Below are 21,596 nucleotides of genomic sequence, written 5' to 3'. Positions count from 1 at the left end.
GGTGCGCATCGAACGACCGATATGATCGACCTCAGCATCAGATCCCAGAACCCATCACTTGCTTAACTGAGGTGAGAAGCACCGCGGGCAATCTATGCTGAGGAGGCACCGTAATCAGCTATCCACGGGCACCCACCGGAGCAGCGGGGAAGTTCAACCTGCCCAGGATCAGCGGGGTAAACGCGCATATCTTCAAGTTCGACCAGCAGTTTCTCGATTGCTGTGCATGACCACCAATGCTGGTAGGTCACCCGAGGACGCTCTATCGCTAAAGTCCCACCGTACCCTGAGGCGACGGGCATCGCAGGAAAGCCGGGTGCCTTACCTTGTGATCCCCGGGGGCTAACTACTGAGCCAGCGGCACGTGATAGGGAAAGCTCCTTGATATAGGCGCCGAGTCGCATGCGCGCTGCTTTCTGTCGAACTCGCCAATTCAGTCTAGTTTAGACGCTCACAGGCTAATGGGCCTCATGAAGGCTTGGTAGCGCATTTTGGCGAAACGGACACAATCATCTTCGGTACGAGAACCTAGCGTGGAGCGGACGCCGGTAAGCGGCGCGGCGTATTCGGGTTCGAAAGCAACTGATGCGCGATCCGAATGGCCAGTCCTGCGCGGTCAAAAAGCCGGCACGAGCCGGGGGGCGTGAGGTCACTCAGTCATAAACGTGCAGTGGATTGGCTGCGCGCTATCCGGCGCGTTGCCCCGGAGCGGCTGCCGCTGATCGCAAACATGCCGAGTGGCTACTATCCGAGAGGTAAACGTCGATATCGCTCTCGGTGGCAAGCGGCCACATGGGCTGCTTTTCGTTATGTAAATTGCTGCGCAGGTCTGTCAGCTTTCGGTAAGCCAGCCCCGATAAACAATCGTTGGGTTTAACGGGGGCGTGGCAGGGACAGCGCATGAGCTGAAGGACCACCATGTGCCGAGTTACGCTTCCGTTAAGCTCATTGCACCGCGGATGCGGCAGAGATCGTGCCTCATGATGCCCCCAGGCCGTCAGGCGCCGAGCCGTGTTCGCACTGCTTCCGACTTACGGGCTAGGTCTCGTTCTGGCAATATTACTCGTGTTGCGAGCGCTAAGCTCCCGATTAGCATTTTGCCACCGCTAGCTGAGCTTGGAGCCTGTTAGCGGGGTTGCAGGGGCAGCGCTGCCCCGTGGGGGACGAGCGCCGAGTGCTAAGTTCAATTAGCAATGGGGACGGGCAAGGGACAACGTCTGCGCCAGTGCCACCAAACGGCGCCGAGCCGCGCCGCACTGCTTCCGATCAATCATCACCAACCCCCTGGAAGGGAAGGAGGTTTGCCTGCGAAGCCGCGGCCGCGGTTATCTTGGTGCAATTGTGTCCGCCGTGTGTAGCGACGACGACGCCGACTGCGTTGCCGATACTCCCTGTCGTGGCTTTCGAGGTCTCGGATAAACTTTCCAAGGGACTGCCTCTATCGCGCTCCGTCTGGATTTACTCCGTCAACGTTCTCGCGTCTCTCATGCGCGTTTGGCCGTTCATTCCTGTTTATGCACAGCGCTCGTGTCTGGGCATGCTGGTGTCTCCAATTTATCTAAGGGCGAAGACCTAGCTTAGAGAGCCGCCGGTGAGGATGGGACCGACCGATTTTGGTAGGTGCCCTTCGGTACTTCTAGACGATACAAGTTGATAGCCTTGAGGATTTGAGCCTCCCGGGAGCAAAGGTGGCCAACTCCAGTCTTCGTGACGGGGTTGGCCACCAGCGCTTGCGGCACTATGCCCACAGGGCAGCTCAGGCCAACAAATGCATATATTCGAGCGGCATATCATGTCCTTGCGGTCGCAAGCCCTTGCGGTGCTTGCGGCCAATCAAGCCCGTGCCGCCGATCAGTCGCTGGGACCATCAGATCGCGACGCCGCAATATTTAACATCGACGAAGTTCAGGCGATGCTAGCCATACTCGATTGCATGACGCCCAACCTGCGGCCGAACGAAGCACGGCAGATCGCTGCGCGCATACGCGCGCTTCTAGAGGGCCGCAAGGGGCCGCCGCTTCGAATAGGATGCCTGTGAGACCACTTAGATGTGAGTTTTCGGTCGGTTGTCCATCCCTGAACGAGGAAGCTGAAGATGCCGAATCTTAGCGTACTCCCGTGATGATCGGATGGATATCCATAAGAATGCGCCTCTGACGCGGAATGGCCGAGGGACCATAGTGCCAAGCGTAATCGTAAGGTGGCGTGACGAAGACTGCAGCGCGCTGCAGTTTCGCCAAACGGCCAAGCTTTCCGCGAAGAAGGCTTGGATGGACCGTGATCGCTGCATAAGACATTTTGCATCGCCAAGCCAAACCCTGGCTGCCACGTGCCCGGAAGTCGGAGCGTTCGACGACCGCGTCACACAGGTAAAACAGATCGCAACCGAGGCCACTGCTGCGCCCCGCGGCGCTTTGTGCGGTCGCCTATGTTGGCTCAACGCGGCTGATCGACAACGTAATACTGGCGTTGCCAACCCGGTAGCGTAATGAGTGGCCAAACCGTGGGCAGTGTATCGAGCAAGAAACACTCAAGCCACTGTTACGAGAGGCGGATCGAGCTGGTAGCAGAGGGCGAGCGCCGATACGAATTTGTTCGGCGCGTCAGCTAAGCGACAGTGCGTGCGCACGGAATGTGTGGGGCCGTGAACGTTGTGTCCGGCAACCCTGTAAGTCTTGTTGACGGCGATCAGCGGCCAATTCGACAAACCTTGGTTTAGTGCTTTGCAGCCGATGCTATATCACCCACTTACCTTTGTAGAATTGAGCGCCGGTTAGATCGTTTGTACTTTCGATGTCGAACCTAGATCATTCGATCTGCGGTTCAGTGCGAAGTTTGAACTGATGCCTTGCAGAAGTCGGCGCGTTCCAATCAGGTGTTGAGACGAACATCTTGTTGCACGCAAAAAGGGCAGGAGCTTCCTAGAAGGTGCCACTATCGAGATCCCGATCAGCCACCAGATCAGCGGAATAGCACTTTATTGAGCGACGAAATTGGAAGCGGAGGCCAGGGCGTCCGCGCTAGCCAGCGCGTGAGCTCTTAGAGTAGCCAATAACGCGTCGCTTGTGCTCGGGTCTCTAGTACAGTCGCCGCATTGATGATCATCGCTGGTGTACGTTGCCGGCGAATTTGCATACCCCTCTTGAAATGCGAGTCGAGATGGCATTTACCGAGCTTTTCATCAAACGTCCGGTATTGTCTGTCGTCGTTAGTTGCCTGATCTTACTGATCGGCGTTCGCGCGGCCACGGTACTGCCGATCCGGCAATATCCCAAGCTATCTAATACGGTCGTCAATATCACTACTTCCTATCCTGGGGCCTCGGCCGACACGATCCAGGGGTTCATCACCACTCCCCTGGAGCAGGCAGTCGCTTCCGCCGAGGGCGTCGACTACGTTATTTCCTCATCGGTGCTCGGTACCTCCACGATCCAAGTCTACATCAAGCTCAATTTTGATCCCAATGAAGCGCTCACCGAGGTGCTCTCCAAAGTAAACTCAGTTAAATACTTAATTCCGAAGGAATCAAACGATCCGGTCGTCACTAAGTCGTCCGGTCAGGCCACCGCTGTCATGTATATCGCCTTCTCCAGCGAGGAACTGGCGGCCAGCGCGATCTCCGACTACCTCTCGCGCGTTGTGCAGCCCGCTATGTCAACGGTCGACGGCGTCGCAGCGGCAGACATCCTGGGCGGCCAGAGCTTTGCGATGCGGCTATGGCTCGATACCGCGAAAATGGCAGGGCACGGCGTGTCGCCGGCCGAAGTGTCGGCTGCACTCGCCGCTAACAACTTCCAGGCCGCGGCCGGCCAGACCAAGGGCTATTTCACTATCTCCGATGTCACGGCAAACACGGATCTGCGGAGTGTCGATGACTTCAAGCGCATGATCGTCAAATCCAATGACGGTGGCTTTGTGCGCATAGCGGACATTGCGATAGTCGAGCTTGCCGCGCAGACCACTGACACTAGCGTCACTATAAACGGCGAGCACGCGGTCTTTATCGGCGTCCGAGCAAGCCCGCAAGGCAATCCGCTAAACATAGCGCGAGGCGTTCGGGCGCTGTTTCCAGAAATGGAGCGTAACCTGCCGCCGTCACTGAAGATGAACGTGGCCTACGACTCCACTAAATTCATTCAATCGTCGCTCGATGAGGTGGAGAAGACGCTCATCCAAGCCGTCGTGATCGTGGTGGCGGTAATCTTCCTTTTCCTGGCGTCGCTGCGGTCGGTCATCATTCCTGTGGTCACTATTCCGCTCTCGCTTGTTGGTGTCTGCAGCATGATGCTGGCGCTGGGGTTTTCATTCAATCTCCTGACGTTCCTTGCGATGGTTCTCGCAATCGGTCTCGTGGTCGATGACGCGATCGTTGTGGTGGAGAACATTCATCGCCATTTGGAAGAAGGTGCGCCGCCTCTAGAGGCTGCTATAAGGGGCGCGCACGAAATCGTCGGCCCCGTCGTCTCCATGACGATTACCTTGGCTGCGGTATATGCTCCAATCGGGTTTCTCGGCGGCCTCACTGGCGCGCTGTTCCGCGAGTTTGCGTTTACGCTGGCAGGAGCGGTGATCGTGTCGGGCGTGATTGCTTTGATCCTATCGCCGATGATGTGCTCGGTCTTCCTGAGGCGCGCAGAGGGGGGGCGGTTTGCAACATTTGTGAACCGCGGGTTCAGCACCATGACACGATGGTACGGCCGAAAGCTCGACCGCTCGCTCGACTATCGTCCGATTACCGGCCTGTTTGCGCTGACCATGCTGGGCCTCGTCGGCTTTCTTTATGTGAATACTTCCAAGGAACTCGCACCCGAGGAGGATCAAGGTATCGTATTCGCTTTAACCAAGGCGCCGAGATACGCCAATATCGACTACCTCGATTATTACGGCACCAAGCTCGAACACGCGCTCCAAAAATTCCCAGAGACCGATTTGAGCTTTGTACTCAATGGTGTTGGCGGCCAGCAGAGTGGCATGGCCGGCATGTTGCTCAAGGCATGGGACGAGCGCAAGCGCTCATCGATCTTGCTTAAGTCGCTCCTCCAGGCCGAGCTGTCCAAAATTGAAGGCATCAACGCGTTTGCCTTTAGTTTGCCGCCACTTCCGGGCGGTTCGGATGGCCTACCAGTGCAGATGGTGATCAATTCGACGTTTGACTTCCAATCCGTCTACGAGCAGATGTCGAAGCTGAAGGAAGCCGCGCAGAAGAGCGGTCTATTCATGGTGAGCGACTCCGACCTCGAGTTCAACCGGCCGGTGGTGCGAATCAAGGTTGATCGATCCAAGGCCAACGAGCTTGGCATCACCATGCAGACCATCGGAAACGCGCTCGCCACCTTACTCGGCGGAAACTACGTCAACCGCTTCAATTTGCAGGGCCGCTCCTACGAGGTGATCCCGCAGGTGCCCCGCGAAGAACGCCTGGCGCCGCAAGCAATCGGGAGCTATTATGTGAAGACTGCGGGGGGCTCGATGCTTCCGCTTTCGACCGTAGTCTCCATCGAGACTGCAACCGATCCGAACGCGCTCACCCACTACAATCAGCTCAACTGCGCGACCTTTCAGGCTGTGCCGATGCCCGGCGTCACGATCGGTCAGGCTGTGGACTTCCTGGAAGCGGAGGCGAAGAAACTGCCCGCAGGCTTCAGTCACGACTTCCTTGCCGACGCGCGCCAATATGTGCACGAGGGTAACCAACTGGCCATTGCCTTTGCATTTGCACTCATAATCATATTCTTGGTGCTTGCGGCGCAGTTCGAAAGTCTGCGCGATCCCCTCATCATCCTGATCAGCGTGCCGATGGCAATCGTCGGCGCCTTGATCCCGCCATTCTTTGGCTGGGCGACGATGAACATCTACACCCAGATCGGACTGTTGACACTGGTCGGGTTAATTTCCAAGCACGGCATCCTGATGGTTGAGTTCGCCAATGAGCTGCAGCTCAAAGAGAGACTTAACCGTCGCTCGGCTATAGAGATGGCGGCGCGCGTCCGACTGCGTCCGATCTTGATGACCACTGCGGCGATGGTCACGGGCTTCATACCCCTGATGACCGCAACGGGAGCTGGCGCCGCGAGTCGCTTCTCGATCGGGCTCGTGCTCGTCGCGGGCATGTCTGTGGGCACGCTGTTCACGCTCTTCGTGCTGCCGGCGGTCTATGTCGCGATCGCGTCCGATCATCGTGCCGATGCGAGCTCCGGCCGCGCGAAGATCGCTGCCGATCTCGACCTCACCGGCGCTGCTGATGCCCAGATGGCCAAGCAATGACGATAAAATCAATCCAGGTTCGCTCAGTGTGGTACGCGAAGGAGCCTGCGATCGCTTCACGTTACCTTACGAATCGAGATCTTCACGCCCCGTTGGCTTTGCGAGGTTTGTAGGCTTTGCGACAAAGCCACAGTGAGCGTTGCGCCTCCGGTTGTCGCAGATCAGCAAAAACTGTCACCCTCTTATGGCCAGCTTAACCGGGAAGGAACAACCGACACACCCTATCCACGGGCTCGACGATCACCGTCCGCTTGCCTAGTGAGGTAGTCTACTAATTTTGTGACGGCATTGCATTTGCAGGGATAAAGAATGCCAGCTTGAGGCCATCATTGTCGATAGCGCCGCCTGCAGGCGACGCACGCAGGATGAGGGGCGTCGCGCTCGCGGCCCCGTTCTCTCAGGAGCGCCCGTGATACTGCCTGCTAATTGGTCTGCCGGCCTGCTTGGGATCCGGCTCGCATTTTTTGTGGCCGGATTCGGCCTCGCGACCTGGGCGCCTTTGGTGCCCCTCGCCAAGGAGCGGCTCGCGGTCGGTGACCGCATGCTTGGTTTTCTGTTGCTCTGTCTCGGAACGGGATCCGTTATCGCGATGCTTTTGACCGGCGTATTGAATGCGCGGTACGGCAGCAAGCCCATTATCCTTGGGGGACTTGGACTCGCGATCTTATTGCCGTGCCTTGGAATTGCCAACACACCTGTCAGGCTCGGTGCTACGCTGTTTGCTTCGGCGTTTCACTGGGCTCGATCGATGTAGCCATGAACATTCACGCGATTGAATTGGAGCGCGTCACGGGCCGTCCATTGATGTCTGGCTTCCACGCCCAGTACAGCATTGGGGAATTCACCGGCTCTGCCGCCGTGACCTCGCTCCTGTCGCTGCAGCTTGGCCCGCTTTTTTCGACGTTGGTCTGTTCGGCGCTGATGACGATCGCGATTGTATCGGCCTGGCCGGGGTTGCTCGCGGCTTGGGCGGGGCAGCAGGGGCCATCGTTTGTTTTGCCCAATCGCAGCGTGTTGCTAATAGCTGTGCTCGCGGCTATCACTTTCCTTGTCGAAGGTTCAATGCTCGATTGGAGCGCTTTGCTTCTCGTTGAACGAGATCTTCTCGCGGAAGCGCATGGGGGCATTGGTTGTATGCTCTTCTCAATCGCAATGGCCGCAGGGCGTCTCGGTGGAGATGCCGTGGTGGCGCGAATCGGTGACCGTGCCATATTGATACTTGGGACTCTGCCGATCGTAACAGGATTCTTGGCTGTGGTGGCCGCGCCCGTTGCGTTAATTGCTATGGCGGGGTTCCTGCTCATTGGATTGGGCATTTCTAATGTTGTACCTGTACTTTGTCGACGCGCCGGCAAACAGAAAATAATGCCGCCAGCCGTTGCGATCGCGGTTGTCACGACAGCCGGCTACGCGGGTATACTCGTTGGACCCGCCGGCATTGGGCTCGTCGCACACATGTTTGGCTTGCGCGTGGCGTTTGGGATATTGGGCGCGCTCATGTCCATCGTTACGCTGTCAGCGAGGATGATGACAGACCATCGCTAAGGCGTTGGCCGAGAGGAAAGGGACACCAGTAAGCTTCCGACTAATGACCGTCCAGCGGTCGGCACTTAGCGGCTTAGAGACGATGAGCTCTCGACTTCATGGTAGCAGGTCTCGATCATGGCCATGGTGGTTGGCTGCGTCGTAGCTATGATACACCGCGTCACTTGGGGTCTTGGCGTCCGACCGAGCCCGGTGACAATGAACGCTTGTCAACTGCGAAGCAAAGTTGGAGGACGTGAGCGGCAAGTGCGCTCGGCTGGACATTCACCGCGGATTGATGCCTAGGATTGGGCCCGTTATCCCGGAACAGGCAGATCACTTTGGTACCGTTCATCGCCGTCGGCGCGATACGCCCGGTACGCCAGCTGAATGCCGTCCTCAAGCGAGGTCGTGGCGCGCCAGCCGAGCCTGGACAGCCGCCCGACGTCGAGCAGCTTGCGCGGTGTGCCGTCAGGGCGCGACGTGTCAAATCTGATCTCACCGCGAAAACCGATGGCGGCCGCAACCATGAGTGCTAACTCGGCGATGCTGATGTCCTCGCCGGTACCGATATTGACCAATTCCGGCGAGGAATAGGTCTTCATCAGATGGATGCAAGCGTCGGCGAGATCGTCAACGTAGAGAAATTCGCGGCGCGGCGTGCCGGTGCCCCAGACCACAACGCTCTTCGAGCCCGCGAGCTTTGCCTCGTGGAAGCGGCGGACCAGGGCGGCAACCACGTGGCTGTACTCGGGATGATAATTGTCGCCGGGACCGTAGAGATTGGTCGGCATCACGCTTATGAAGTCCCTGCCATACTGGCTGCGATAGGCCTCCACCATCTTGATGCCGGCGATCTTGGCGATCGCATAAGGCTCGTTGGTCGGCTCCAGCGGGCCTGTCAGCACGGAATCCTCGCCTAGCGGCTGCGGCGCCAGCTTCGGGTAGATGCAGGACGAGCCCAGAAACATCAGCTTCTCGGCACCGTTCTGGTGCGCGGCATGGATCACGTTGGCCGCGATCGCAATGTTGTCGTAGATGAATTCGGCGCGCAGCGTGTTGTTGGCGACGATGCCACCGACCTTTGCGGCGGCAAGGAAGATCACCTGCGGCCGCACGCGCGCGAACCAGTCGAACACGGCGGCCTGATTGCAGAGATCGACCTCGCGGCGATCCACCGTGACGAGCTTGACGTCCTCCCGTTCGAGCTGGCGCACCAGCGCGGCTCCGACCATGCCGCGATGGCCGGCGACGTAGACGCTTTTATCTTTCAGCTCAAACGCTGTGCTTGCCACGGCCGGCGTCCCGTTTTGCCTCCGCCAGATCGCTCGCCACCATCTCCTCGACGAGCTGCGCAAACGTCCGTTTCGGCTTCCAGCCGAGCACCTGGCGCGCCTTGCTGGCGTCACCGACCAGGAGATCGACCTCGGTCGGTCGGAAATAGGTGGGATCGATCTTCACCACGGTCTTGCCGGTCGTCTCATCGACGCCGGTCTCGTCGACGCCCTGCCCGCGCCACGCGATGCGGCGGCCGACCTGCGCAAAGGCCAGCTCGACCATTTCGCGCACCGAGCGCGTCTCGCCGGTGGCGAGCACGAAATCGTCAGGCTTGTCGGCCTGGAGGATCATGTGCATGCCTTCGACGTAGTCCTTCGCATGCCCCCAGTCGCGCTTGGCTTCGAGATTGCCGAGATAGAGCGTGTCCTCGAGGCCGACTTCGATCCGAGCGACGGCGCGGGTGATCTTGCGGGTGACGAAGGTCTCACCGCGGATCGGGCTCTCGTGGTTGAACAGGATGCCGTTGCTGGCGAACATGCCATAGGCTTCGCGGTAGTTCACCGTGATCCAGTAGCCGTAGAGCTTGGCGACGCCATAAGGCGAGCGCGGATAGAACGGCGTGGTCTCCTTCTGCGGGATCTCCTGCACGAGGCCGTAGAGCTCGGAGGTCGAGGCCTGGTAGAACCGCGTCTGCTTCTCCATGCCGAGGATGCGGATCGCCTCCAGGAGGCGCAGCACGCCGATGGCGTCGGCATTGGCGGTATATTCCGGGCTCTCGAAGCTGACGGCGACGTGGCTCTGCGCGGCGAGATTGTAGATCTCGGTGGGGCGGATCTGCTGCATCAGGCGGATCAGATTGGTCGAATCCGTCATGTCGCCATAGTGCATCAGGAACGGCCCGTTGCCGACATGCGGGTCCTGGTAGAGGTGATCGACGCGCGCGGTGTTGAACGAGGACGAGCGGCGCTTGATGCCGTGCACGATATAGCCGAGCGACAGCAGATATTCGGCGAGATAGGCGCCGTCCTGCCCGGTGACGCCCGTAATCAGCGCAACGCGCCGTTTTGACTCCTGAGCCGCCATGGTTTCCCTTAGTAGCGCCGCAAAGAAACACCATTGCGAAGCCGTTTCTCGAAAAATCTAGATGCGCACACGCGCTCCACCCGCAATTAAAAGAAAGCGATCGTTAGCTCAGTCATACACATCATGCAGGAATGCACACTATATACATTCATTTATATCTCGACTGAAGGATGCGAACACATTGAGCTTCAAAAATGAAGCCAAGTAACCCTAGCGACGCGATGTTCCTAAGCAGGCGAGATGGATGGCAAAACGCCCTTACGCGTGCTCGCGGCGCGTTTGCCCCTGGGCGACATTTGTAATGAGATAGAAGCGGCGGTCTGTGCTCCTTATCTGTCCTCAGGAGCAAGTGTGCATTTCGTGCGGTCTCGTCATGGCGTGGGAGAGCGACTTCGCATTCGTCAATGCATCTGTCGGAATGGCGGCACGCAAGTCAGAACACAGCCAAAACTTGCTCATAGAGCCGCAGTCCACAAAGCGCGTTTAACTTCCGAACAGAACACGCAATCTTGGGTCGACTCATCAACCATGATCTGTGCCGTTGCTAATGTCCAGCTCGCGGCAGGCAGTGAGGGGCGAGGCGCGACAAAGTGAGAAAGAGTAGCAAACGTTGGTATAGATCGACGAACGTTTCGATATCGAGAGCTTACTTTCGTACAATGGAGCTTCGGCGCCAATCCTTTAACCTGGCCGAGCGTAAGTTGCCTCGGTTCAAGTATGATAAGTCTCCTAAACCCGCGCTGGAAAAACGTGTCCAGAACGCGGAACAATTCAAGCTAGAGCTGCTCCGCCGTTTGTACTCGATCGCCAGTTACAAGTGGAATGTAGCCGCGAAGCGATGATGGCTGAAAGAGATCTAACTCACGCTTGTGAATGCGGCGGCGGTACAGGCGGTCGCGAAAACCGAACTCGACACCTGTTACCATCGGGCAAGCGAATTTCATGACCGGGTTCCTGACTCCTTAAACTTGGGCTGCATTGATCGATATGTGTGGAATTGTTGGTATTTTGGGGCGTGGTCCGGTCGTTGGGCAGTTGCTGGCCTCGCTCAAGAGATTGGAATATCGGGGCTACGACTCCGCAGGCCTCGCGACTCTCGAAGGTCTCAATATCGAGCGCCGCCGCGCTGAAGGTAAGCTGAGAAACCTTGAGGAGCGGCTGCGCTATTATCCGCCGTCGGGTCACACGGGAATCGGTCATACCCGCTGGGCGACCCATGGAAAGCCGACCGAGAGCAATGCTCACCCGCATGCGACGGAAAATGTCGCGGTCGTTCATAACGGGATCATTGAGAATTTCCGCGAGTTGCGAGCCGAACTGGAGCGGAATGGGGCCCATTTTAACTCAGAGACAGACACAGAGGTGGTGGCGCATCTCGTCGAATCTTATCTCATGAAGAGTTACTCGCCGCAGGATGCGGTACAAGCGTCGCTGCCCCGGCTGCGCGGTGCCTTCGCGCTGGCGTTCCTGTTCAAGGCCCACGACGATCTTTTGATCTGCGCGCGTAGGGGGTCGCCCCTTGCGATCGGGCATGGTAACGGCGAAATGTATCTAGGATCGGATGCGATCGCGCTCGCGCCTTTGACCGACACCATCACCTATCTTGAAGACGGCGACTGGGCCGTGCTTACGCGCACGATGTACGTGATCTATAGCGTAGACGGATCTGTCGTCGAGCGGGAAACATCAAAGTCTGGCGTATCGTCCCTCCTTGTGGACAAAGCGAATTATCGCCACTTTATGGCCAAGGAAATTCACGAACAGCCGACAGTGGCCGGCAAGACATTGGCGCATTATCTCGACACGGCGGCCGAGCGCGTCGCCCTGCCGCTCACATTGCCATTCGACTTTAAATCCATTCAGCGCATCTCAATTACGGCGTGCGGCACTGCAAGCTATGCCGGGCACATCGCCAAATACTGGTTCGAGCGGCTGGCGCGCTTGCCTGTCGAGATCGATGTAGCGTCCGAGTTCCGCTACAGGGAGGCGCCATTGCGCCGGGGCGATCTCGCGATCGTCATCTCGCAGTCGGGCGAAACCGCTGACACGTTAGCTGCGTTGCGATACGCCAAGGACCAGGGCGTGCACACGATATCTGTGGTCAATGTCCCGACGTCGACGATTGCGCGGGAGAGCGAATCCGTTCTGCCGACGCTGGCGGGGCCAGAAATCGGCGTCGCCTCCACCAAGGCATTCATCTGCCAGCTGATGGTATTGGCCGCGCTTGCCGTCGCAGCAGGCAAAGAGCGCGATAAACTGTCTGAGATCGAGGAAACGAAGCTTGTGCGTGCGCTTATCGAAGTGCCGCGGTTGATTGCTACGGCACTGTTGATTGAGCCGCAGATCGAGAAGCTCGCGCGTTATATCGCCGACACAAGGGACGTGCTCTATCTAGGTCGTGGCACATCGGCCCCCCTGGCACTGGAGGGCGCACTCAAGCTGAAGGAAATTGCCTATATCCACTCAGAAGGTTATGCCGCCGGCGAGCTCAAGCACGGACCGATCGCGCTGATAGATGAGGCAGTGCCTGTGGTGGTGATCGCGCCTTATGACGAGGTCTTCGAAAAGACCGTCTCGAATATGCAAGAAGTTGCGGCTCGGGGCGGCAAGATCATCCTGATGACCGATTCGAAGGGTGCTTTGGAAGCAACGGTGGACACACTCATGACCATTGTGCTGCCGGAGATGGTCGCAAGCTTTACGCCAATGGTCTATGCCATTCCGGTTCAGCTCTTGGCTTACCATACCGCGCTCGTAAGGGGCGCGGACGTGGACCAGCCGCGTAATCTAGCAAAATCGGTGACTGTGGAATGAGGCGGCAGTGTCATATTTGAGCGGTGAGGCCACTAATGGAGTGGGCGAGCTCAAGGAGAACGATCCCATTATCAACAGCTAAATCGTAGACCGATCCAGCTCGATGAGCAGAGTCAGTCCTGCTTCCGTCATCATCGTTAACCGGCCAACGCCAATGGCGTGAACGTTACCATGCTGTCGTTCGAGCGGAACGGTCGATAAAAAGTGGGAATTACGCACAATTGGGAGATCCAAGTCGGCTCTCGGTTATCCAGCCTGCTATCTGCTTTGCAGGGCCAAATCAGCCTGAAGCTCGGTGCACAAAAGTGACTCACTAACTCATCCTCCCACCTTGCCGAAGCCGACGAGCAAGTCGGTGCACACAACAGCTTCGAGCCGCTCCGTCGCGGATTGTTCACAGCGGCGCATACGCGCAACAACCTACTTTTCCCGATTGCCCACATCCGCCCACATGTCGGGCACGTCGAGCATGCACTTCGACTCCCTGCGACGATTGCTTAGGATTAGCAGTCAAGTTTGTCGCTTCGGCGCCTAGCAGCGGCTCACGCAATCCTGTTGGACCATACGCGTCACTGCGGCCCTCCCAGCTGCTACGTGTCATCAAATGGATTGTTAGAAACCGAACATTCTCGCGCTAGGTCGAGGGCCTATAATCAAGTGCAGGGGCGTCGCACCGGAAAGACGCGGTGCCCCCGGCTGTAGCGGCAGGAGAGTACTACTATTCTATCCAGCGACGGCCGACCCGCTCATATAGCAGGATCAACCAGCCTTGCAGCGACGCGGGATTTAGCACGACTGGCAAATCCGGTTGGCGGGCAGCAATCGCATTGGGCTCCTACGGGGAGCCGCAGATCTGGTTGACCAGAAGAACCGCTCCTTATTCCGGGCACGGGATTTGCTGTCGCGCTCCTCGACGGACTGCTCTCAACGCATGTCTGGGAGGGCGGCGCCTTAGGGCGGCCTCTCCATTTGATCGTTTTGAAGCCTCGCCCCGAGAGTACGAGGGTGTAGCCGAAAATCTCCGGGCGACAAGCTCAACAACGCAATCGTGGTGAGATGGCTTGCCGAGCTAGGTCTCCGCTCGCCACACTTCAAGGAGGAACGCGATGAATGAACGAAATGTGGGCGAAGTCGATCTTCACAACCTACAGGTCTCGGATCCACTGATTGGGCAATGCCAGCAGCTGGTCAGGGAAGCGGCAATTCCCTACCAATGGGAGGTGCTAAACGATCGCAATCCCGAGGTGATACCGAGTCACGCGGTAGAGAACTTCCGCCTTGCTGCCGGGCGTGCGAGCGGCGAGTTTCATGGCACGATTTTTCAGGACAGTGACGTCGCGAAATGGCTTGAGGCGGCTGCATGGTCGCTATGCCAGGCACCAAATCCAGAGCTGGAGAAAGCCGTCGACGAGCTGGTTGAATTGATTGCGGCTGCCCAAAGCGGCGACGGTTACCTCAACACTTATTTCATACTGAACGCGCCTCAGGAGCGCTGGACCAACTTAACGGAGTGCCATGAGCTTTATTGTGCTGGCCACTTAATTGAAGCGGGTGTCGCATTCTTTCAGGGGACTGGCAAACGGCGGTTGCTGGAGGTCGTTTGCAGGCTTGCTGACCACCTCTGCACAGTTTTCGGCCCAGAGTGCGATCAGTTGCACGGCTATGATGGCCATCCGGAAATCGAACTTGCGTTGGTACGCCTCTACGAAGCGACAAAAGAGCAGCGATATCTCACGCTGGCTAATTATTTCGTAGAGCAACGCGGCACGGAGCCACACTTCTACGACATTGAGTACGAGAAGCGCCAGCAATCCTGCGTGCCCAAATCCGATGCCGCGCCTTGGATGGTAAAAAACAAAGCGTATAGCCAAGCGCACTTGCCGCTTTCGGAGCAGCGAACCGCAACCGGTCATGCGGTTCGTTTTGTATACCTCATGACGGCAGTAGCTCATCTCGCGCGTCTGCGCCAGAACGAGCAGCAGCGCCAAACTTGCCTGCGGCTATGGCAAAACATGGTTCAGCGCCAGATCTATATTACCGGCGCCATCGGCTCGCAAGGCGCCGGCGAAGCGTTCAGCAGCGATTACGATTTGCCAAATGATACGGCGTACGCGGAAAGTTGCGCGTCGATTGGCCTGATGATGTTCGCGCGCCGCATGGTGGAGATGGAACTGGACGGCCGCTATGCCGACGTGATGGAGCGCGCGCTCTACAATACCGTTCTCGGCAGCATCGCGTTCGACGGGCGTCACTATTTCTATGTTAACCCGCTCGAAGTGCATCCCAAAACGCTGAGGTCTAATGGCATCTACAATCACGTCTCGCCGGTTCGACGACGCTGGTTTGGCTGCGCGTGCTGCCCACCGAACATCGCACGCCTTTTCACATCGATTGGTCACTACATCTACACGCCCAGCACCGACGCGCTCTATGTAAATCTCTACGTTGGTAATAGGGTGGCAATATCCGTCGACGGACATGCGCTGCGGTTGCTCATAAGCGGCAGCTATCCCTGGAGAGACCAGGTGGAAATCGCCGTCGAATCTGCGCCGCCAATTGCCCACACGCTCGCCCTGCGCCTGCCGGAATGGTGCAGCGCGCCGCAGGCGAGCGTGAACGGCGAGCCCGTGAATTGCGAGCCGCGCAAGGGCTATTTGCACATTCGCCGAACGTGGCGGCAGGGAGATCGCGTCAAACTATCGCTGCCAATGCAAGTGCGTCGCGTATACGGCCATCCACAACTTCGCAATTTGGCCGGCAAGGTGGCCATCCAGCGTGGGCCCTTAATTTATTGTCTGGAGGAGGCCGACAACGGGACCGAGTTACACAACCTTTGGCTTAATGCAGACAGTCGGTTTTCACTTATCGAAGGAACTGGTCTCTTTAGTGGCAAGATCTTGCTGCAGGCCGACGGGACGCGGTTGCAACACACGCATTATGAAGAAGCGGCGCTTTATCACTACGACAAAGTGCCTGGACAGCTAGAACCGCAGCAGCTGACATTCATTCCGTTGTTCAGCTGGGCTAACCGCGGCGAAGGCGAAATGCGGATTTGGGTAAATGAGCGTTGACGCCGAACGCCCGGTCGCGCTTCTACGAGCCGACGTTAGGCTACGTTTCTGGGCAGGCGATATCGTTGCTCAAATTCTGGAAATGGGCCAATCCGTTGAAGGCGGTCCGCGAGTTCCACTGGAACGTCGAAAAGAAAACCCGGATATGAGACGGCGATCAACCAAATTCCTAATAAAGGAGCTTCCTCGGAGCTGTTCGCGACCTCTCATCAAAACCTGGCGAATGCCAACGGCACGAGCGTGTGTCCCCGTGTCGTTCAGAAAGAAGTCCTATGACAAGCCAACGTGAGGGCGGCCACGTCAAGTTTTGCTAAGCCAGGCTCCCTATCAGCGCCGCTAGGCCCAAGAAGCCAAAACTAGATGCGACCACGGGACTACCTCTACTGTGGATTTTCGAGTCGTTCATCCGCTTGTCGAGAACGCTGGCGATATCCTGCTCGAGCACCAGCTTCGAATGGACGGCGAACAGCCGCTGCTCAATTCGCGTCCGGCTAATCCGGAAGCAAGAGCCCGTGCGGCAAAGATGGGATTCATCGAGGTTGACGCCGACAACATGGTTCTCGACCCAGAGAAGTCAGACAAGTGGGTAAGGAAAAGCGACGGCAAATGGCAGCGAAAAGGCGCTCCTGCGCGGTTTTCCAAAGCTGACGACAGTGAAGGTAGTGATACCGAGATCCCAGCGAGCCGCTACATACGATTATGAGGATGATTTTATGTGACCATGGGATCACCGGAGATTGGGCCCGATGGAGTAGACTAATCTAGCCTGCTCCGGGCTCCTCTGTGCTTATGGCCTTTTCGGCTGAGAGTTCCTCTGAGTTGGCTCAGAAGACCGCCCCCAGAGTGCTCCTTGGCCCGGCGGTTGCTGAGTTGTTTGAGCGTTGGAAGTATGGGGCTGACTGCGCAAGGCAATACGGCAATGCTCGCTGCGGCGAGGACCTGCATGGGGTGCCGCCAAAGTGCGCCCGGCCCCCCAGGGGCCTGGCGTGTTGCGCCGAGCACCTTGGGCGGCTTGGAGGCAGAAGCACCCTACAGAGGACGGCCTACGAAGTAGTAAGCGCGTCGCGCCTGCCCGAGTCGGTCGGCAATGAAATGCATAGCGAAGCGGCGTTTATGGGCAAGACGGCCGGCATACGTCAACGGACATAACGACGTCGTGATCGCGCATCGTGCAGAGCTCTTTCACCAGAAAAGGCTCAACACAACACGCGAGGCGGTTGTCCTGGCGAAGCACCGTTATCATCGTCACTGCAGTCGGGCTGCGAACAGCCAATCTCTTGCTTTACCGAGCGCTCTTGTGCCAGCTCCACTCTGCGGTGAAGTATATAGCCTCGATCCAGACGAGTTAAGAAGTGCTTAAGTCGCCGACTGCGTGAGCGTTAAGTTGAACGTTGACCTACAGAATGAGCCGAGCTAACGTGCCCTTCCGGTCCTCGCAGCGATAAGATTGTTCTGCGCCAAACTAGCCGCGCGGCGATAGTTGGTAACGCGTGGACAGGACAACAATTCGTCCTCTCGTTCGCTTTTTAGAGCAACTAGCGTGTTTGACTCCGAAGAGGTTGATCGGTGGCGAGATCGACGCGTGGAGCGTTTAGATCGCACAGCAATTCAAGCCGCATGTTGATTGCATCAGATGCCGCCTCGGCCGTTCAGCGCGGTGTCGAGGCACTCGATTAACGTTTGTCCGGCAAAGGGTTTGGCGAGGAAGCCAATCGCTCCGGCACCCAGCGCTGACGCGCGCACGCGGTCGTTGGGGAAAGCGGTAATGAAAATGAATGGTGCGTCGTAACCCCGTGTCCGCATCTCTGCCATCAGCTCCAGGCCGCTCATAGGCGACATCTGCATATCGGTAATGACACAGGATGTCTCGCCCAATTGCGGGGACCTCAGGAGTTCCTCGGCCGACGCAAATATTTGGGCGATGTAGCCACGCGATTTCAAAAGATTCTCTGTCGCCGCACGGACTGAGGCGTCGTCGTCAACGACGGAAATCAAAGGCGTGGACAAGACGAGCCCTCCTGAAGCGGGAATAGCGGCTGCAAGCATTAGCCACCTTGCGCGAAAAGTGGGCTCGACTGATGAACTTGTAAAATCATACTTGCGTTTGTTCAGGACGATTAGTGCGAACTCCCAGCGTCTCAGTCATTCTGATCAAGTCGGCCAGCGAGCGTGCACGCATCTTTTTCATTACGTGTCCCCGGTAGATCTTGACCGTAATCTCGGCGAGCCCAAGCTCGGCGGCGACCTGCTTGTTCATCAGGCCGGCAGCGACCAGTTTCATCACCGCCTGCTCGCGCGGGCTTAAGGTCTCAAATAAAGACTGCAGGTTCGCGACCGTCTGCTGAGCCTCCCGCCTTTTGCGATCGCGTTCGGTCGCCGCAACCACGGCATCAAGCAGTTCCTGATCGCGAAACGGTTTGCTGAGAAAATCGACCGCTCCTTCCTTCATGGCCCTGACAGTCATTGGAATGTCGCCATGGCCGGTAATGAAAATGATCGGAATATGTATGTTCAACCTCGCGAGCTCGGTCTGGAAGTCAAGGCCGCTCAAGCCTGGCAGCCGGACATCAAGAACTAGGCAGCTAATAATGTCCGGGATTGGGCTCTGCAGCATTTCGCGCGCCGATCCGAATGCAATGACGCCTAACCCTACCGATTGAAAAAGGTTCGTAAGCGAGCGACGCATGGAGATGTCATCCTCGACGACGAAGACGGTCGCCTTTGTCGAGGCCTCGGCATTGCTGCCTTCATCTGGCGCGCCAAATCGTGCAGTCACGAGACGGCCTCCTTATACAGCGGTAAGGCGAACTGGAACGTCGCACCCGGTCCATTTTTGTGGACCATCGACAGTCGTCCTCCATGAGCTTCCACAATCGACCGGCAGATTGAAAGACCCATTCCAAGGCCAGTCGATTTGGTGGTGAAGAAGGGATCCAAGACGCGGTCCGCGTCGTTCTCGGCGATGCCGACGCCACAATCGGTCACGGCAAGGTGGACGTGCCCCACATCGTCCTTCGATGATTGAACCAGCAGTTCGCGTGTCCTCTCTGTAACTGCATCCATGGCTTCGATTCCGTTCATCACGAGATTGATGATCACCTGTTGTAGCTGAATCCGATCGCCGAGGATCCTAGGCAGCCCTGCCGTCAACTCGGTTCGTAACGTCACTCGGTGGCTCACCAGCTCTCGTGTTACCAGCGCAATGACGTCCTTAACGACCTCATTGATATCGAGCGGCACCATCTCAATCTCGCCCTTCTTTGCGAGCGCGCGAATACGACGGATCACCTCGCTTGCCCGGATTGCGTCTTCGATGATCCACTCCACCGAAGAGCGGGCGGCGGAAAGATTAGGCGCTTCCCGGCCCATCCAACCGAGGCACGCATCGGCATTGCTGATAATGGCGGCGAGTGGCTGGTTTATTTCGTGGGCGATGGAGGTTGTCAGCTCTCCTAATGTCGTTACACGCGTCACATGCGCAAGCTCCGACTGTGCCCTTCGTAGTTCTTGTTCGGCTTGATCGGCGCGAATGGTGGCGGTGATGTCAGTGCTGACGCCACGGTAGCCGAGAAAATTGCCCTTTCCATCGAAAAAAGGCTTGCCACTCGTGCGGACGTAGATCGGAGAACCTGTCCGATTCACGGTGCGGTAGACGAGATCCCGAAACGGAAGATGGGCCTCCAATGTCGCCCGATGCTGCCGCCACTTCTCGGGTTCCTCTTCGAGGTCGCACGCAATGTCCCAGCGAAGCAGGCCGATCAATCCTGTCGCCAAAATTCCCGCAGCGCTGGTGTGCTCGGATAAGCGAGTGACCTGATGATCCGGCCCGGTCTCCCAGAGCCAGTCGGAAGCTGTTTCGGCGTAGTCGCGAAAGCGCTGTTCACTTTCGCGCAGCGCGGCAAGTGTGTTTTCCAGGCGTTCTCTAGCTGCGTGTTGCTCGGTCACATCCATATGTGTTCCGATCAGCTCGCTGACGTTGCCATCGCTGCCAACCACCACGTGCGCAACGGAGTGTATGCGTCTTATCCCGCCATCCGGTAGAAGGATACGAAAATCATATTCGAACCGCCGCTCCTTGTGTTCAATCGCCTGGCGCTGCACCTCCTGTAGCCGCGGCAAGTCGTCCGGATGGATGCGCGATCGAATGGTCTCGATCGATACCGGCTCTTGTGGGCTAAAGCCGAACAGACGATCGACCTCGGCGGACCGATATATGAAATCTAGACGGTAGACGTCCCAGGACCAGCTGCCAGTGTGACTGAGATGCTGAGCCTCGGCCAGATAGGCCTCGCTGCGGCGCAGCTGCTGTTCTGCTCGCCTCGCCGCCGTGATATCCGTAGCTGCCCCAACAAACTCGATGTCACCAGAGGCTGTTCTCGTCGCTCGCGCCTGCGCATGGATGTGCTTTACCGAGCCGTCCGGTAGCAGGAGCCGGTATTCGTGCTCGAAATCGCTCGGGTCTCGCATCGCGCGATCGATAAGTTCTTTAACTGAAGCCCTATCATCTGGATGAGTGCGCTCAACGACGAGCTGCGGCCCCGGCGGCACTGTGTCAGGATCTAATTGGAAAATGCGAAATGTTTCCTTTGACCAGAAGGCCTCGCCCGTAGTGGGGTTCCAGCTGAAGCTGCCTGTGTGACTCAATTCCTGCGCCTGGGCTAAATGTGCTTCGCTCCGCTGCAGGGCAAGTTCTGTCCGCCTTCGCTCCGTGATATCTTCGCAGGCGATAAGGACAATGGGCTGCTCATCGCCCCAGAGCATGGCTTTGGCGTTTTCACGTACCCACAATACCGAGCCGTCCTTCCTGACTTTCCGGACGTCCCAAGTGCGCGTTTGTCCGACATCCTCAAGGCACGTCCGAACGCATTCGCGAACGAAAGCGCGATCCTCCTCGAGAAATACGTCCAGCACTGATCGGCCGACCAGTTCAGCACGAGCATAGCCGAGTTGTGTCGCGCCGAGTGAATTGACGTTGAGGATAGTGCCGGCTTCATCGACCATGAAGTACATGGCGGGATTGTGCTCGAAGATGGCGCGCCACCGCTTTTCGCGATCCTCCAAATCGGCCGCACTCCGCTGAAGCTTGGCCGCAACGACACGCGCAGCCTCTCTTTCCTGGCGGAGCTTTCCGATCAGGTGCGCTCCCACAATCGAGGCGATAAAGAATGCAACAACCACCGGCAGATCTTGGGGGTCATCGATACGCAGGCTGAACGCCGGCGGCGCAAAGTAGTAAGCGAGAGCAGCGATGGCTATGATGCAAAGCGCGGACGACGCAATGAAGCTTCCCATCAACGAAAACAGCAATACCACTAACAAATAGGCGAACGCCGTCGCGGCGAAATGGGCGTGAAGGTACAAGCAAGCCAGAGTTACCACGGCCAGCGCTATGCTGCCGAACGTAAGCTGAGGGGCTGAACGTTCTAAACTGCTGATCGGGCTACGCATTCTGATACCGTCCGGCCTTTTTTCTCCGGCGGGGGAGCTATAACATTTTAGGCAAAAATAGGGCAATACTCAGCACCAGCACCCGCTGGTGAGCGGTTCCGCTCGATTGCTTGG

The 21,596-nt window shown here is 57.7% G+C and carries 10 protein-coding genes and 1 pseudogene; 5 read left to right on the top strand and 6 right to left on the bottom strand.

Features of this window, described 5'->3' with window-relative positions; translation table 11 throughout:
• Nucleotides 1-3,159: 3,159 nt before the first annotated feature.
• Both QA642_RS41850 and QA642_RS41845 read left to right on the top strand, forming a co-directional pair.
• Nucleotides 3,160-6,264 carry an efflux RND transporter permease subunit gene (locus tag QA642_RS41850; protein WP_283082018.1) on the top strand — a complete coding sequence of 1,035 codons (3,105 nt, stop codon included), beginning with the start codon at nt 3,160-3,162 and terminating at the stop codon, nt 6,262-6,264.
• 409 nt (nt 6,265-6,673) lie between these two features.
• A pseudogene (locus tag QA642_RS41845) lies at nt 6,674-7,809 on the top strand (MFS transporter).
• Between the two features lie 296 nt (nt 7,810-8,105).
• Here the strand turns inward: QA642_RS41845 and QA642_RS41840 are convergent.
• The 3 genes from QA642_RS41840 to QA642_RS41830 all read right to left on the bottom strand — a co-directional run bounded on the left by QA642_RS41840 (nt 8,106) and on the right by QA642_RS41830 (nt 11,093).
• Complete coding sequence (locus QA642_RS41840; RefSeq protein WP_283082017.1) at nt 8,106-9,083, bottom strand: GDP-L-fucose synthase; 978 nt, start codon at nt 9,081-9,083, stop codon at nt 8,106-8,108.
• Nucleotides 9,064-10,149, bottom strand: a complete 1,086-nt coding sequence (gmd, locus tag QA642_RS41835) for a GDP-mannose 4,6-dehydratase (RefSeq protein WP_283082016.1) — start codon at nt 10,147-10,149, stop codon at nt 9,064-9,066. The genes QA642_RS41840 and gmd overlap by 20 nt, the downstream gene beginning before the upstream one ends.
• 776 nt (nt 10,150-10,925) lie before the next feature.
• Complete coding sequence (locus QA642_RS41830) at nt 10,926-11,093, bottom strand: hypothetical protein (protein WP_283082015.1); 168 nt, start codon at nt 11,091-11,093, stop codon at nt 10,926-10,928.
• A gap of 43 nt (nt 11,094-11,136) precedes the next feature.
• Between QA642_RS41830 and glmS the strand changes: the two genes are divergently transcribed.
• The 3 genes from glmS (at nt 11,137) to QA642_RS41815 (ending at nt 16,737) form a co-directional block, all read left to right on the top strand.
• Nucleotides 11,137-12,963, top strand: coding sequence for a glutamine--fructose-6-phosphate transaminase (isomerizing) (glmS, locus tag QA642_RS41825; protein WP_283087091.1), 1,827 nt, complete (start codon nt 11,137-11,139; stop codon nt 12,961-12,963).
• Nucleotides 12,964-14,069: 1,106 nt separating this feature from the next.
• Nucleotides 14,070-16,034, top strand: a complete 1,965-nt coding sequence (locus tag QA642_RS41820; RefSeq protein ID WP_283082014.1) for a beta-L-arabinofuranosidase domain-containing protein — start codon at nt 14,070-14,072, stop codon at nt 16,032-16,034.
• A 385-nt stretch (nt 16,035-16,419) separates the two neighbouring features.
• The gene (locus QA642_RS41815; RefSeq protein WP_283082013.1) at nt 16,420-16,737 is read left to right on the top strand and encodes a hypothetical protein; all 318 of its coding nucleotides are present in this window, start codon (nt 16,420-16,422) and stop codon (nt 16,735-16,737) included.
• 926 nt (nt 16,738-17,663) lie between these two features.
• Here the strand turns inward: QA642_RS41815 and QA642_RS41810 are convergent.
• The 3 genes from QA642_RS41810 to QA642_RS41800 form a co-directional block, all read right to left on the bottom strand.
• On the bottom strand, nt 17,664-18,041 hold the full coding sequence (locus QA642_RS41810; protein ID WP_027565169.1) for a response regulator: 378 nt from the start codon (nt 18,039-18,041) through the stop codon (nt 17,664-17,666).
• A gap of 85 nt (nt 18,042-18,126) precedes the next feature.
• Nucleotides 18,127-18,810: a response regulator transcription factor gene (locus tag QA642_RS41805; protein ID WP_028146457.1), complete on the bottom strand. Its 684-nt coding sequence runs from the start codon at nt 18,808-18,810 to the stop codon at nt 18,127-18,129.
• Nucleotides 18,807-21,482 (bottom strand): PAS domain S-box protein, encoded by a 2,676-nt coding sequence (locus tag QA642_RS41800; RefSeq protein WP_283082012.1) that lies wholly within the window; start codon nt 21,480-21,482, stop codon nt 18,807-18,809. The genes QA642_RS41805 and QA642_RS41800 overlap by 4 nt, the downstream gene beginning before the upstream one ends.
• Nucleotides 21,483-21,596: the final 114 nt, after the last annotated feature.

The organism is Bradyrhizobium sp. CB2312 (genome assembly GCF_029714425.1).
In the GTDB taxonomy this organism is placed as follows: Bacteria; Pseudomonadota; Alphaproteobacteria; order Rhizobiales; family Xanthobacteraceae; genus Bradyrhizobium.
Note: the sequence above shows the minus strand (reverse complement) of the source record. Positions and strands in the feature narration are given on the sequence as shown.